Source organism: Rhizobium sp. R634, from assembly GCF_002211305.1.
Lineage (GTDB): Bacteria > Pseudomonadota > Alphaproteobacteria > Rhizobiales > Rhizobiaceae > Rhizobium.
In genome coordinates, this window is sequence record NZ_LOKW01000023.1 from 46,158 (window position 1) to 60,399 (window position 14,242).

Below are 14,242 nucleotides of genomic sequence, written 5' to 3' on the forward strand. Positions count from 1 at the left end.
CCATGGCGAGCACTCTGAGTCTCGAAGACGACACGTTGTTTCTCGCCTGCACGCGCCCGGCAATGATCGCGGGCGTGACCATGGAGGCGATGGGCGCCAACATCATGCTGACGACCATCCTCTACATCACCGCGGGATCGATCGCCTACGCGCTGGTCGGGATCGTCTTTCATGTCCTGTTTCGCGCGCTCGTCAAGCACGACCACAACATGTTTCGGATCCTGATTGCGTGGATCGAAACCCGTGGCCGCTCTCGCAATGCCGCCTATTGGGGTGGCGCCACGCTCTCGCCTCTGACGCTCACCCGGCGTTATGACGAAAGGGATCTCAGCTTTGTCTAACATTGCGACGCTCCGGTCGCGCGAGCTCGGGCCGGAGACCTTCATTCCCTATGTCAGGCATGTCGACGAGACGACCATTGCGCTCGAATCCCGAGCGTTGATGACCATGATCGCTCTCGACGGCGTTTCCTTCGAAACATCAGACATCAGGGACCTCAACGGCCTGCACCGCAGCCTGAACACGCTCTATCGCAATATCGCCGACGAGCGGCTGGCGCTCTGGACGCATGTCGTGCGCCGCCGCGACAATGCCTATCCCGAGGGACGCTTCGCCAATCCCTTCTCCGACGGTCTGAATGCGAGATACCGCGCGCGGATGGTGGGCGAAGACCTGTTTCGCAACGATCTCTATCTCACCCTCGTCTGGCATCCCGGCCGGGATCCCGCCGAAAAGGCAGCCAAACTTCTCTCCCGGCTGCGCAAGGCGCACCGATCCGATACCGAGCTTGACGGGCAGGCTCTGAAGCATCTGCGTGACCGCGTGGCCGATGTCGTCGCCGGCCTGCAGCGCTTCGAGCCGCGGCTGCTCACCCTTCATGAACAGGACGGCATCCTGTTCTCTGGCCCGAGCGAAGTGCTCCACCAGATCGTCGGCGGCCGGCGGGAACCGATCCCGTTGACGGAGGGACGAATTTCCTCGGCGATCTATTCCGACCGGGTGATTTTCGGGCGCGAGACCGTCGAGATCCGTCACGAGGCCGACAGCCGCTATGCCGGCATGTTCGGCTTCAAGGAGTATCCGGCGACCACGCGCAGCGGCATGCTCGACGCTATCCTGACCGCACCTTTCGAGCTCATCCTGACGCAGTCCTTCGCCTTCGCCTCAAAGGCCGATGCCCGCACGATCATGGGCCGCAAGCAGAACCAGATGGTCAGCGCCGGCGACAAGGCGGCCTCGCAGATCGAGGAACTCGGCGAGGCGATGGACGATCTTGAATCCAATCGCTTCGTTCTCGGAGAGCATCACCTTGCGCTTGCCGTCTTCGCGCCCTCGGTCAAGGAACTGACCGATCACATGGCGAAGGCGCGCGCCTACCTCACCAGTGGCGGCGCGGTTGTCGCCCGCGAGGATCTCGGGCTCGAGGCTGCCTGGTGGGCGCAATTACCGGGCAATTTCCGCTATCGGGCGCGCTCGGGCGCGATCACCTCCCGTAACTTCGCAGCCCTGGCGCCCTATCATTCCTATCCGGCGGGCAAGAAGGACGGCAACGAGTGGGGACCGGCCGTCGCCATGCTCAAGACCGCGTCTGGCTCACCCTTCTATTTTAACTTTCACCACGGCGACCTCGGCAACACTTTCGTCTGCGGCCCGTCGGGTACGGGCAAGACGGTGCTGTTGAACTTCATGCTGTCGCAGCTCGAAAAGCACGATCCGCATATGGTCTTCTTCGACAAGGACCGCGGCGCGGATCTCTTCGTCCGTGCAGCCGGCGGTACTTATCTACCGCTGAGGAATGGTGTCTCCACCGGCTGCGCGCCGTTGAAAGCACTGGAATTCACGGCGGAAAACAAAGTATTCCTCACCGGTTGGATCGCCAAGCTGGTCCGATCCGGATCTGGCGAACTATCGATCATCGAGTTGCGCGACATCGCCTCGGCGGTCGACGGGGTGGCGGACCTGCCGGTGGAGCGTCGCTCCATCGGCGCCCTGCGCACCTTCCTCAACAACACCGATCCCGAGGGCATTGGAGCACGTCTCCGACGGTGGGAGAGGGGCGGGCCGCTTGGCTGGGTCTTCGACAACGAAGCCGACGATATCGGCATCGGCGCCAGGCTCATCGGCTACGACATGACCGATTTCCTCGACAACGAGGAGATCCGCACGCCGTTGATGGCTTACCTGTTCTATCGCATCGAGCAGTTGATTGACGGGCGGCGCATCATCATCGTCATCGACGAATTCTGGAAGGCGCTACAGGACGAAGGTTTTCGTGATCTCGCCCAGAACAAGCTCAAGACGATCCGCAAGCAGAACGGTCTCATGTTGTTTGCGACCCAGAGCCCGCGCGACGCCATCGTCTCGCCGATCGCCCACACGATCATCGAGCAGTGCCCGACTCAGGTCTTTCTGCCGAACCCGCGCGGCGACCGCGCCGACTATGTTGACGGCTTCAAGCTGACCGAGCGCGAATTCGAGCTCGTCTCACGCGAGCTCTCCGTCGAGAGCCGCCGGTTCATCGTCAAGCAGGGGCACAACAGCGTCGTCGCCGAGCTGAACCTCAACGGCTTCGACGACGAACTCGCCATCCTCTCCGGCCGGACGGCCAATGTGGAACTGGCCGACTCGATCCGATCTGAGATCGGCGAGGGACCGGAGGACTGGCTTGCCGTGTTTCACAAGAGAAGGAAGACAGCATGATCCGCCCAGGAACGATTCGGTCCTTGTTTCTATCGGCCGCTTTTTTGGCTTCGGCGGTGCTGGCACCGGCCCAGGGCATCCCGGTCATCGATCAGACGTCGATCGCCAAGCAGATCGAGAGCATCACGCAGCTGAAGTCCCAGCTCGACACCTTGAACCAGCAGCTCCAGCAGGCCCAGCAGCTCTACGGATCGCTGAACAAGATCACCGACATGGCTGACGTCGCCAACCTGCTGAACGATCCCTCGATCCGCAAGGCGCTGCCGCAGGATTTCAACGCGATCGAGGGACTGTTCAAAGGTTCCGGCAGCGGCGTCTTCGGCAGTTCCGCCTCGAAATTCCTTCAGGACAACTCCAGCTACCGCACCGATGCCGACGATTTCTATGCGCAGGAGCTGTCGCGCATCCAGAACCAGAACGCCGCCCAGATGAGTCTCGGCCAGCAGATCTATGATGCAGCGACCAAGCGCATCGACGGTATCGACGAGCTTCGCCAGAAAATCTCCAGTGCGGCCGATGCCAAGGACATCGCCGACCTGCAGGCTCGTCTCCAGGCCGAGACCGCCTTCCTGCAAACCGATGTCCTGCGCATGGAGGGCCTGCAGATGGTTCAGCAGGCTCAGCTGCAGGTCGATGACCAACGCAAGGCCGAAGATTGGCGCAAGCGCATGGACACGATGGGAGCAGCACTCAAATGAGATGGTTTCTTTCTGGTGCGGCCATGGTTTTCCTCGCGGCCTGCTCCCCGCAGACGGAGAAGACTTACACCGTCGATGAACTTGCGGCCGATGATGGTCTGCTCGCGAAAATCATCGGCGAATGCCGCAACAATCCCGGCGAACTCCGAGACACGCCCAATTGCCGCAACGCCGAGGCTGCGGACGGCAAGCTGCGGCTGGAGCGCATGCGCAAGTCGCTCGGGGGCTGAGCGATGTATCAGGTCTTCAGCTTCGTTGACGGGCAATTCAAGACACCCTTGGAAAACTTCATTTCCTCCGGCACCTCGAATATCGCCAGCTGGGTCAGCGGCCCGCTGACGGCGGCGCTTACGCTCTATGTCGTGCTCTACGGCTATCTCGTTCTGCGCGGCTCCGTGCCGGAACCGATCCTCGAATTCGCCTTCCGGGCGATGAAGCTCGCCATCATCGTCATGCTGGTCAGGAATGCCGGCGACTATCAGACCTACGTCACCAATATCTTTTTCGATGCGCTGCCGCGCGAAATCTCGCAGGCTCTAAACTCCGGCACGGCGCCGAGCGCATCGACCTTCGACAGCCTGCTCGATAAGGGCCAGAAATGCGCCTATGAGATCTGGTCGCGCGCCTCCTGGCCGGTTGATATCGTCACCGGCATCGGTGGCATGATGGTCATCGGTGCGAGCTTCATCGTGGCGGCGATCGGCTATATCGTTTCGCTCTATGCCCGGCTGGCGCTCGCCATCGTTCTGGCCATCGGCCCGATCTTCATCGCGCTCGCGATGTTCCAATCCACTCGCCGGTTCACCGAATCCTGGATCGGCCAGCTCGTCAATTTCGTCATTCTTCAGGTGCTCGTCGTTGCCATCGGCTCGCTGCTGATCACCTGCATCGACACGACGTTTACGGCGATCGAAGGCTATAGCGACGTCCTGATGCGGCCGATCGCGCTCTGCGCCATTTGCCTTGCCGCTCTCTATGTTTTCTACCAACTGCCCGGCATTGCTTCGGCTCTTGCGGCGGGCGGGGCGTCGCTCACCTACGGCTACGGTGCCGCCCGCGATGCGCACGAAAGCACGCTCGCCTGGGCGACATCCCATACCGCCAGAGCGGTCGGCCGCGGCGCGCGTTCCGTCGTCCGCCGCCTGACGCCAGGCCGGACCGAATGACGGCAACCAACGCTTCAGACAATTGAACAGGTTTTTTGGATGCTCCGTATCGTTTTGTCGCTTCTTCTGACCGCTGGTCTCATAGGCTGCGGTTCGATTTCCCACCCGCTCCCGAAATGTGATGGTTATTCCCGCCGGCCGTTGAACCGTGCCATGTGGCAGTGGCAGGACAGTGGAGGCGAGCAACCGGCGACCGGGGCCGTTCCCGCTGAGCCGACCAGTCACGCCGCCGCCTATGTGCAGGAGCCGTCCTCAGTTCCGCCGGCCGCTTTCGCGCATTTCGATGTCGCGGGCTCCTACCGTCCGTGCGAGGGCGAATGATATGGTGACCACGGACAACCTCAAAAGTTACTTTGAAAAAGCCCGCCGGTTCGATCAGGACCGTATGATCCAGGTCGAGCGTTCCGCCCGCATTGCCTGGTTCGTCGCTGCTTGCGCCAGCATCCTGGCCGGCGTCTCGGTATTTGCCGTTGCCGGCCTCACCCCTTTGAAAACCGTCGAGCCCTTCGTCGTGCGGGTCGATAATTCCACCGGCATCGTCGATGTGGTCTCGGCGCTGACATCGACCGCCGGCACCTACGACGAGGCCGTCACCAAATATTTCGCGGCCAAATATGTCCGCGCCCGCGAAGGTTATGTCTGGAGTGAAGGAGAGGAGAATTTCCGCACCGTCGCCTTGCTGTCGACGCAGCCGGAACAGACGCGGTTTGCAGCGGTCTATCGCGGCAGCAACCCGGATTCCCCGCAGAACATCTACGGCCGTAGCGCCACGGCGCGGATCAACATCGTTTCCATCTCGCTGATCAACGCCAATGTGGCATCCGTCCGCTATATGAGAACCGTGACCCGCGGTGACGAGGTGCGCACCACGCATTGGGTTGCGACCCTTACCTTCTCCTATGCCAACGCTCCGATGTCCTCGACCGATCGGCTGATCAATCCGCTCGGCTTCGCCGTCAGCGAATATCGCGCCGATCCGGAGGCCATCAATTGAGACCGCACTTTCTCCTTCCGCTCTTCCTGGCCGTCGGCCTTTCCTCGGCGGCGCTTGCCCTGGAAACGCCACGCGGCGCCGCGCAGGACAGCCGCATCCGTTTCGTCGACTATCAGCCCTATAACATCACCAAAGTCGTCGGCACGCTCCGGTCTTCGGTGCAGATCGAATTCGCCGCCGACGAAGAAATCGCTCATATCGCGCTTGGCAACAGCGTCGCCTGGGAAGTGGCGCCGGCCGGCAACATTCTATTCTTGAAGCCTCGGGAAAATCAGCCGGTGACGAATATCTCCGTGGTGACGACACGACGGGACGGCTCGACCCGCAGCTATCAGATGGAACTCACCGTCCGTGACGGCAGCGTCGAAGCCGGTCAGAACACCTATTTCTATGTGAAATATCGCTATCCTGCAGATGAGGTGGAGCGACGCCGGCAGGAAGCGGCCGCCCGGGCGCAGGCGGCACAGGCCGGCGAGGCCGATCGCGTGCTTGCCCTCCACGAAGCCTATGGGCCGCGCAACTGGCGTTATTCCGCTCAAGGATCCCAGGCGCTCGAACCGCAAGCGGTCTATGACAACGGGAAGGTCACTACCTTCGCCTTTGCCGGCAACCAGGAAATGCCTGCGGTCTATATGGAAAACTCCGACGGCAGCGAAAGCCTGGTTCCGAAGTCCGTCGACGGCAATCTCGTCCTCGTTCACGCGATCAGCCGCAAGTTCATACTGCGCCGAGGCGGCGACGTCCTCTGCGTCTTCAACGAAGCCTACGATCGCGTCGGCATCAATCCCGAGACCAATACGACGTCACCATCGGTCGAGCGCCTCGTCAAAGCGCCGCCCGGCGCGGCGCAATAGGAGGTGACATGGCCGAGGAAGAGATTTCCCAGATCCCCGGCGAGCGCGCCGAGACGTCGGCCGGTGGCCGGCTCGACAACAACCCGATCCTCAAACGCGGCGCTGTCGCCTTGGCGATCGTCGTCTTTGTCGCCTTCGCTCTCTGGTCGATGCGCGGCCAGGACAAGCCGTCAGATGGTGCCCAGCCGGAGCGGGTGGTTATCCGCCAGACATCGGATTTCGAACCTGCGAAGGAGCCACAGTCGGTGGTGACACCGCCGCAGGTCCAGCTCCCGACGCCAGTCGCCGCCGAGCAGGCGCCGACCGACGACGACAAGCTGCTCGATGCTGCCCGCCGTGCGCCGGTCATTGTCTATAGCGGCGAGAAATCGCCGGCGACGCGGCGGCAGGATCAGGATGCGGCAACGGATCAGGCTTCCAACTACGTGCCGCTCGGCGCCAATCCCGGTGGCTTCGCCTCGCGGGGCGAAAACGAGGATGAGCGCTTCAACCGCTTACTGACGCCGACGCAATTGCAGGGATCGCGTGCCGGCACGTTGGGCAATCGCGATTTCATCGTCGCCATGGGCACATCCATTCCTTGCGTTCTCGAGACCGCGCTCTCTTCCGATCAGCCGGGGTTCACGAGCTGCGTCATCAACCGCGACGTCCTTTCAGATAACGGCCGCGTGGTGCTCATGGAAAAAGGCACGCAGGTCGTCGGTGAATATCGCGGCGGCATTCGGCGTGGGCAAAAACGTCTATTCGTTCTCTGGAACCGGGCGAAGACGCCGAAGGGCGTGATCATCACTTTGGCGTCGCCGGCAACCGATGCGCTCGGCCGCGCCGGCATCGACGGCTATGTCGACACCCATTGGTGGGAGCGGTTTGGCAGCGCGATGCTCCTGTCGATCGTCGGCGACGCCAGTTCCTATGCCAGCAGCCGGCTGCAGGACAGCGATGTCGAAACGCAAAACACCACCAGCGCCGGTCAGCAGGCAGCGGCGATCGCCGTCGAGCAATCGATCAACATTCCGCCGACGCTCATGAAACATCAGGGCGAACTGGTTTCGATCTTCGTCGCCCGCGATCTGGATTTCTCCAGCGTCTACCGCCTTCGTGTGACCGAGCCCCGCAACCGCATCTACGACCGTGCTGCGCTTGGGGATTTCAGCCCCTCCTCGAAGCTCGTGACAAAATAGGTTCGGCGATGACTGAAGCTGCCGACACCGGCGTCGTGCGCGAACTGCTTTCGCCGCTATCACGCTTCCTGCGCGACAAGACGCTCTATGAGGTCATCGTCAACCGGCCCGGGCAGATTGTCACGGAGGGCAGACAAGGATGGCAAACTCACGACGTGCCGGAGCTGTCATACGACAGGCTGATGCGTCTCGCCCGAGCGGTTGCGAGCTTCTCTAGCCAATCGATCGACGAGACGCGGCCGATCCTGTCGGCGACTCTACCGGACAGCGAGCGGATCCAGATCGTCATCCCGCCGGCAACGACGAAGGGAACCGTCAGCATCACCATCCGCAAGCCGTCCTCCGTGTCGCTGACCCTGGAGGATCTCGATCATGGAGGCTTGTTCGCCGATGTTTTGCCGGCCCAAGACGACGGGCGCCGATCAGACCATAGGCTGTTGGAATACTATCGGATCGGTGCCTACAAGGCCTTTCTCCGGGAGGCGGTGTTTGCAAGAAAGAACATCATAATTTCCGGCGCCACCGGGTCGGGAAAAACAACTCTATCGAAAGCGCTGATCCGCCACATTCCGCAAAGCGAGCGGATCATTTCCATCGAGGACACACCGGAGCTGGTGGTCCCGCAACCCAACCATGTTCGGCTATTTTACTCCAAAGGCGGGCAGGGGCTCGCCAAGGTCGGTGCCAAGGACCTGCTCGAATCGTGTCTCCGCATGCGGCCTGACCGTATCCTGCTGCAGGAGCTGCGTGACGGGACGGCATTCTACTACATCCGTAATGTCAACTCCGGCCATCCCGGCTCGATCACGACGGTCCATGCCGACTCCGCCCGCCTCGCCTTCGAGCAGCTGACGTTGCTGGTTAAGGAGTCGGAGGGGGGTGGGGACCTGGAACGGCACGACATCCGCGAGATGCTGACGATCGCAGTCGACATCATCGTGCAATGCAAGCGGATCGACGGCCGGTTTCGGGTGAGCGAGATCTACTATCGAGACACTGTTGAGGCGGTGACAAGGGCAGTGGGTCAGTATTCTAAGTGAACCCGTTCCCTGGAGTCTGTCCATTGCCGTGGCGGGGCAGACCTCGAATAGGCCTCTCTCAACCGACGGCGCAGAAAAATAGGGCCGCTGGAAAACCAGGGCCCTTTAAGGTGTGAAGGTCAATACCTCCAGAGGGGAACAGCTGACACGATGGTACTGGGAGGAAAACCATCAACTGCATCAGCTGGAGGCAATATGCTCATATTTTGACCGCTTGGTAAAACATTTTTTGTGCAGTGCAGCTATGCAGAAATGGCAGAGAGTTCTCTCGGCCGATTTGACCGGACGAAGAGCTTCATGCAGTCGAGGCCGCCGGCGCGATGTCCTTCCTTTAGGGTCATCTGCGTCGCGTGACTAAGGAAGCTGGCGTCGATCATGGCAGCCGCGGCATTTCGCCGTCGGCTAGACGCCAGATCCATGGTGTCATCTCGGCTCGCGCGGCGATCATCTCATCCAGGGCAATCTCGTAGTCTTCGTCGGCGTTCGTTGGAACGATGAACATAGCGACCGGCGCCGGCCTTGCCTCCGGTAACGTCGCGGAGGCAATGGGCCGGTCGCGAGAAAGATCGAACCGCAACCCCTTCACGCTTCTGCGCTTGAGGCCGGAGAGCCGCTCCAGGAGACGCAGTTCATGGACATTTTCGAACGGAATCCAGTTCTCGTTGACCATCATCATCGCCACTTCGTCGACCGAGGCGATCCCCGCGCCCGACATACCGAACGTGGCGATGAGGATGAGATGAAACTCCTCGTTGGATCGCCAGAGTTCCAGCTCGGTTTCATACCGGACGTTCAACCGCTTCCACGCGCCCTCGTCGATCATGAAAGGGAAAGGCAGGTGACGCACTACTATCTTCTGGCCATCGCGTGCCGAGGAAAATTCCTTCACCTCCGCGACCGTCATCATCAGTTTGCGTGGACCGGGGCCAGTAGCCTGCGCGCCGGCCAATATCGCCGCGCGCCTGGCGGAGATCCCATCCTTGTCCTCCTGGTGGAACACCTCCGGGACGAACAGGATGTCGCTGAGCGGGCCGCCGCGGACGATCATCTGCCTCGCTGCGTTCAACAGGCTGCTGCGGACGCGACCCCAGCCGCGTCTTCCAGCCCATAGCGCCGTCCATTCCGTCAGTTCCCCTGTCTCCCAGAGATAGTGGAGCGTCGCCTTGAGCGACAGTTTTTTCGGATCGCTTCGCACCGTTTCCGACGGTGCCGAAGATGAGGCCGAAGCCGACCGGTTCCCTCGTTTCGACAGCGAGAAATCGAGTTTGAGCACAGCCGCGCCCGTCGCCGCGTCGATCTGGATGGCATTGCCGATCAACGGCCCGAGGCCGGATAGCTCATAGGGCGGTTCGTAGGATGGGCAGCCGGTATCGTGATCTCGTCCTGAAAGCGGCATCCGTTTGATCAGGAACTGGTCGTCCATCCGGGCGATATACATCGGCACCGGCGCTTTCCTACACCGACAAAGTGGCCTGAGCTTCTGTTCGTAGGCGCGTTCGAGATGCAGCTGAAAGTCTGGGGAGCTTTCATCGAACGTCTGGCTACCGATCAAAAACTGTCGCACGTTTCCCTCGCTTGCCCGCAAAGACTGATCAAGCCGCACAGGAAGGCGTAGCATAGGTGCGGTGGATTATACTAGGGAAAATTCGTCAGTATAAGGGAACGAAAATGCCCGACACGCTATAGAGAAACGCGAAAAATCCAGCGACCGATGGTCCGGCGGGCCATGCCCAAGGATCATGAGAATGAGCGCCAACGCCGCAAGCCGCATCATCGAACCCTCTGATGTTCGAGTGCCTGACATCCGGATGACATAAAAGAGAGTGGCGCAGGCAGAATGAACCATCAGCGGGAAGGCAAGAAAATCACCCGGCTTGCCATCAACAAGCTTCACGACAGAAAGGCCAAGCCGTCCAAGCGCCAATGCGCATACGACGATCCCGGTCAGCAGCAAAGGCCTTAGGCGAAAATGCTGATCTTGCAATGTACGCCCCGACGACGCACGCGTGCGAAGGCAAATTTCCTCCGCCCCCAACCCTGAAATTTCGGCCCCCGGCGATCATGATAATTAGAAGTCATCAGGCCGGGAACATGGAGTGGTCTTGGTGCATCCGGCTTTTTTAGGCCGGCTGCAACTGGGCATTGCGAAAAGGGGGAGAGGAGCCGGAAAGGCTTGGTCCAGATGGGTTTGCCGCCTCGGCGTCTGGTTTTTTAAGCGAGTGAAGGCGACGGACACGTCGCTGGCGATCGAAGATGCCGGCTGCCGTGCAGCCGCACACGGCTTAAGGGTATGATCTCTTGAAGGGCAGTATTGTATCGCGACATCAAATGTACTATGTACACACATGTGATGTACGTGAAAGAAGGAGCATGTCGTGCACACGACCAAGGTATTCAAAAACGGCAACTCGCAAGCTGTGCGCATCCCTGCGGATTTGGCTTACAGCCAGACCGAGGTGGATCTTGAAATCGAGCGGATCGGTGACGAGCTTCGCATCCGTCCGCTAAAGCCGTCCTTGGAAGGCGTGCTTTCGCGTTTCGCGAGGTTTGACCGTTCGTTCATGGCGGAGGGACGCGATGATCATGAGCAGGCCGAGCGGGATGCGCTTTGATGCCGCTTTATATGCTCGACACCAACATGTGCATCTACCTGATGAAGGAGCAGCCGCCGCAAGTCGCGCGTCGCTTTGCTCAATGCCGTGTCGGGGACGTTGTCATGTCAGCCGTTACATTTGCGGAACTTGAATATGGTGTCTCTGCCTCGACGAACGTGGAAAAGGAGCGGGCAAACCTGGAATTCCTGATAGAAGCGATCCCAGTTGCGCCTTTCGACGCCAATGCGGCGCGGGCCTATGGACCTGTCAGGTTTGCCACGCGCGAACGCAAAAAAGATCATCTGGACAAATTGATAGCCGCTCATGCACTCTCGATCGACGCGATCCTCGTGACCAATAATGTGCGGGACTTTTCATTCTACGATGGTTTGCCGATTGAGAACTGGTTGTTGTTGTGAGCGCGAAAGCGCGACCAAGCTACGTGCTGCGTTCTCGTGGCGATAGCCGCGGCGCAGTTTGCGACTGGCCACACGTTCCAGGGCAACCGCAGCTTGCCCGAGCGTGTCGAACAGTTCCACCTTTAGCCGACCTTCGGTTCCGATCCGGCCCCAGTTGCGCACGAGCGAGCTGCCTCCGAACAATGTCGGCTGGATCGACAGGCGATAGAAGCGCGCCATGTTCAGCGCCCGGTCGATCCGGTAGAGCAATGTGGTGTCGGCTTGTGCATCCATGACCGGATCATGCGCGCTCCCCGTTTGGCCGTCTAACGACTTTCCTGAATCGGTCATGGCAAATCGATTCATATCGGTGATGCATCTTGCCGCTCGATGGTCTCTTTAACCGTGCCGCCACTGACGACCATCGCTGAGATAAGACGAGCGGGAGTGCTGGCGTAGGCGTCGACGAATTGGCGAACACCGATGTCTCGGGCCGGAGTGCTCATAAGCAATGACGCCAGGACCGTTGTTTTTGCCGTTCAGCGTCGCGGATGAAACCCGGCCATGATCGTCTACCTTCCTGTCTGAAGTGTTGGCGCACCCATGCAGATCTCGATGGATCTGGTGTGACCGAAGGGCGCCTTTCGTCTCGATCGCCATCCCGCAACGGCCGTCCGCGACTTTCTTCCCCTGCGAACTGCGTTCGCATTCCTCGCGATCCAAGAAAGCCGCTCCCACCCGTCCTCCACTTCGTTCCGGCCCGAACGGTGCGGCGTCGATCGCCTGCGGTCCATACACCGCCATCGAGGCCGCGATGGGCGCGGCCCGAACAAACCGGAAGGAACAAGATCATGGCAGTCATCGGCGAATTCACCACCAACGGCAACAACTCCATCGTCGGCAACGTCCGCACCCTCACGGTTAGCATGAAGGCCCGCCTGAATCCCATTGAGCGCGTCTCGCGCGACGCCCCGGACTTCCGCGTCACCGCCGGCAACGGCGTCGAGGTCGGCGCAGGCTGGAAGGCAATCTCCAACGACGGCGAGGAATACATCTCCGTCAAGCTGGACGATCCGAGCTTCAACGCTCCGATCACCGCAGCACTTTGGCCGGGCGACAAGGAAGGAGAATACGCGCTCATCTGGAACCGCCCCAAGCGGGAGGTCTGATCCCAGCCCAAGGAGCTCCGCTAGCGAAGCGGGGCTCTCGTTCTTCCGCACGAACAGCCGAACAACGGGCATCGCGCCCGTTGTTGGCTTTTCTGGTGCCACACGAGAGGGGAAGTCTGCTCAGTCCGTCCGAGGGTGCCATGGCGAAATGAAGGCCTCAAGGACGAGCGGTTCCCCCAATTTTGCCTCCGCTCCGGTTCCCTCCGCTCCGACAAAATCGGCTCCCCCACTCGCCGGCTCCGCCGGTTGCTCCGCAATCCTTGACCCCTCCATCCCGCCATGACCGCGGGCGTCGTCTTTCACAACGTCAAGGAGACGACAATGACCACTTGCATCGACGAAATCATCGAACTGCTGGGCGCCGAGCTGCGGAATGCCGATCCGGCCGAGCGCCGCCAGATCGAGAACGACCTCGAACTGGCGCTGGCCGAACGCGAAGTGATCTGGGCGGAGCAGGATGGCCGCATCGACGCCGAGCCTCCGTTCTGACGGAGGTTTCTTGCCGCATTCACGAGCCTGGCGGCCGGATCGACCGGCCGCCAGGCTGTCAAGGATTTCATCCCTCGACACTCCCGCCGGCTCGCGCCGGAAACGGTCGCGTTCCCTCCAGGCCCGCGGGGCTCTTCTCTTTCTTCCGTCCTATTTTACTCCAGCAAATCCGGCGTCAAGGACGGCGCGGTCTCCCCCAATTTTTCCGCCGCTGCGTTGCACTTCGCTTCCCGAAAAAATCGGTTCCCCCGCTTGCGAGCCGCGTCCCGCGGTCCTTGACCCCTCTTTGCAACAGAGTGGCCGATCTCCGTCATCAACGAAGGAGACGCATCATGACAACCGATCAGAACCTCATGCTCTACACCAAACTTGCCGGCTTCCGGCTCGTCGTCCTCGCAAATCGCTTCGGCTGCGACAGCGAATTCTCGCGAGAGCTTCATGATCGTCTGGTTGAAGGACTTGAAGCGGCGATTGCGCGGATCCAGGTCATCATGGAATTGGAGCGAAGCGTTTTCGCCGGCGAAGATGAGTTCGCCGCCTATCGGCTGGAGGGTGAGACCGAGATTTTCAATCGCCTCAGCATCAATCTGCTGAACACGCTCGAATTCGATTTCGACACGTTTGAATACCGCATCAATGGCAGCAGCTGGATCATCGCGGTGGCGGCGGATGATGACGGTGTCGAAGTCAACTATCCGGAACTGGTCGCGCTGTCCCAGGAGGAACTCGGCTCGCTGGCGCCGATCATAAAGAACATCACGCAGGAAACGGGAATTCCGGTCCACGCAGCACGCGCCATCTAATCCTTGGCATAGAGCAGCTCGGATACTGAGAGGCGGCGGGTTGCCGCCTCTCGACGCATCGGGCGTTGCGCGAGAGCAAGAATGGCACCCTCCTGCCAAACCTCCAATAGGAAGCGATTTGCAGCATTGTTGGAAGTGCTGTATATAACAGCAAAT

General features: G+C 60.6%; 18 protein-coding genes. 15 read left to right on the forward strand and 3 right to left on the reverse strand.

Features of this window, described 5'->3' with window-relative positions:
- Window positions 1–2 precede the first annotated feature (2 nt).
- From ATY77_RS18210 to virB11, 10 genes are read left to right on the forward strand one after another with little or no spacing between them, the layout of a single operon-like run.
- Window positions 3–341, forward strand: coding sequence for a type IV secretion system protein VirB3 (locus ATY77_RS18210; protein WP_088688458.1), 339 nt, complete (start codon window positions 3–5; stop codon window positions 339–341).
- Complete coding sequence (locus ATY77_RS18215; protein WP_088688459.1) at window positions 334–2,700, forward strand: VirB4 family type IV secretion system protein; 2,367 nt, start codon at window positions 334–336, stop codon at window positions 2,698–2,700. The genes ATY77_RS18210 and ATY77_RS18215 overlap by 8 nt, the downstream gene beginning before the upstream one ends.
- Complete coding sequence (gene virB5 / locus ATY77_RS18220) at window positions 2,697–3,398, forward strand: P-type DNA transfer protein VirB5 (protein WP_190237658.1); 702 nt, start codon at window positions 2,697–2,699, stop codon at window positions 3,396–3,398. The genes ATY77_RS18215 and virB5 overlap by 4 nt, the downstream gene beginning before the upstream one ends.
- Window positions 3,395–3,628, forward strand: coding sequence for an EexN family lipoprotein (locus ATY77_RS18225; protein ID WP_088688460.1), 234 nt, complete (start codon window positions 3,395–3,397; stop codon window positions 3,626–3,628). Before virB5 ends, ATY77_RS18225 begins: the two co-directional genes overlap by 4 nt.
- 3 nt (window positions 3,629–3,631) lie before the next feature.
- The gene (locus tag ATY77_RS18230; RefSeq protein ID WP_088688461.1) at window positions 3,632–4,564 is read left to right on the forward strand and encodes a type IV secretion system protein; all 933 of its coding nucleotides are present in this window, start codon (window positions 3,632–3,634) and stop codon (window positions 4,562–4,564) included.
- 39 nt (window positions 4,565–4,603) lie between these two features.
- Entirely contained in the window at window positions 4,604–4,885 is a 282-nt protein-coding gene (locus ATY77_RS33240; RefSeq protein WP_088688462.1) for a hypothetical protein, read from the forward strand.
- Between the two features lies 1 nt (window position 4,886).
- Window positions 4,887–5,558: a virB8 family protein gene (locus ATY77_RS18240; RefSeq protein ID WP_088688463.1), complete on the forward strand. Its 672-nt coding sequence runs from the start codon at window positions 4,887–4,889 to the stop codon at window positions 5,556–5,558.
- Window positions 5,555–6,412, forward strand: a complete 858-nt coding sequence (gene virB9 / locus ATY77_RS18245; RefSeq protein ID WP_088688464.1) for a P-type conjugative transfer protein VirB9 — start codon at window positions 5,555–5,557, stop codon at window positions 6,410–6,412. The genes ATY77_RS18240 and virB9 overlap by 4 nt, the downstream gene beginning before the upstream one ends.
- Window positions 6,413–6,420: 8 nt before the next feature.
- On the forward strand, window positions 6,421–7,593 hold the full coding sequence (virB10, locus tag ATY77_RS18250) for a type IV secretion system protein VirB10 (RefSeq protein WP_088688465.1): 1,173 nt from the start codon (window positions 6,421–6,423) through the stop codon (window positions 7,591–7,593).
- An 8-nt stretch (window positions 7,594–7,601) separates the two neighbouring features.
- Window positions 7,602–8,633: a P-type DNA transfer ATPase VirB11 gene (gene virB11, locus ATY77_RS18255; protein WP_088688466.1), complete on the forward strand. Its 1,032-nt coding sequence runs from the start codon at window positions 7,602–7,604 to the stop codon at window positions 8,631–8,633.
- 373 nt (window positions 8,634–9,006) lie between these two features.
- Here the strand turns inward: virB11 and ATY77_RS18260 are convergent, their stop codons facing one another.
- Together ATY77_RS18260 and ATY77_RS32600 are read right to left on the reverse strand one after the other, a co-directional pair.
- Window positions 9,007–10,197 (reverse strand): DUF1173 domain-containing protein, encoded by a 1,191-nt coding sequence (locus ATY77_RS18260; protein ID WP_088688467.1) that lies wholly within the window; start codon window positions 10,195–10,197, stop codon window positions 9,007–9,009.
- A gap of 66 nt (window positions 10,198–10,263) precedes the next feature.
- A complete protein-coding gene (locus tag ATY77_RS32600) occupies window positions 10,264–10,617 on the reverse strand; it encodes a hypothetical protein (RefSeq protein WP_141103953.1) in 354 nt (117 codons plus the stop codon).
- A 391-nt stretch (window positions 10,618–11,008) separates the two neighbouring features.
- Between ATY77_RS32600 and vapB the strand changes: the two genes are divergently transcribed.
- Together vapB and ATY77_RS18270 are read left to right on the forward strand one after the other, a co-directional pair.
- Window positions 11,009–11,245: a type II toxin-antitoxin system VapB family antitoxin gene (vapB, locus tag ATY77_RS18265; protein ID WP_088688468.1), complete on the forward strand. Its 237-nt coding sequence runs from the start codon at window positions 11,009–11,011 to the stop codon at window positions 11,243–11,245.
- The gene (locus tag ATY77_RS18270; RefSeq protein WP_088688469.1) at window positions 11,245–11,646 is read left to right on the forward strand and encodes a type II toxin-antitoxin system VapC family toxin; all 402 of its coding nucleotides are present in this window, start codon (window positions 11,245–11,247) and stop codon (window positions 11,644–11,646) included. The genes vapB and ATY77_RS18270 overlap by 1 nt, the downstream gene beginning before the upstream one ends.
- Here ATY77_RS18270 and ATY77_RS18275 read toward each other — a convergent pair.
- A complete protein-coding gene (locus ATY77_RS18275; RefSeq protein ID WP_245314359.1) occupies window positions 11,602–11,976 on the reverse strand; it encodes a WGR domain-containing protein in 375 nt (124 codons plus the stop codon). The two genes, ATY77_RS18270 and ATY77_RS18275, sit on opposite strands and share 45 nt — an antisense overlap.
- A 500-nt stretch (window positions 11,977–12,476) precedes the next feature.
- Between ATY77_RS18275 and ATY77_RS18285 the strand changes: the two genes are divergently transcribed.
- The 3 genes from ATY77_RS18285 to ATY77_RS18300 all read left to right on the forward strand — a co-directional run bounded on the left by ATY77_RS18285 (window position 12,477) and on the right by ATY77_RS18300 (window position 14,086).
- Window positions 12,477–12,794 (forward strand): DUF736 domain-containing protein, encoded by a 318-nt coding sequence (locus tag ATY77_RS18285; RefSeq protein WP_088688471.1) that lies wholly within the window; start codon window positions 12,477–12,479, stop codon window positions 12,792–12,794.
- A gap of 321 nt (window positions 12,795–13,115) precedes the next feature.
- Entirely contained in the window at window positions 13,116–13,283 is a 168-nt protein-coding gene (locus tag ATY77_RS32925; protein WP_190237660.1) for a hypothetical protein, read from the forward strand.
- 332 nt (window positions 13,284–13,615) lie between these two features.
- The gene (locus tag ATY77_RS18300) at window positions 13,616–14,086 is read left to right on the forward strand and encodes a hypothetical protein (protein WP_088688473.1); all 471 of its coding nucleotides are present in this window, start codon (window positions 13,616–13,618) and stop codon (window positions 14,084–14,086) included.
- Window positions 14,087–14,242 lie beyond the last annotated feature (156 nt).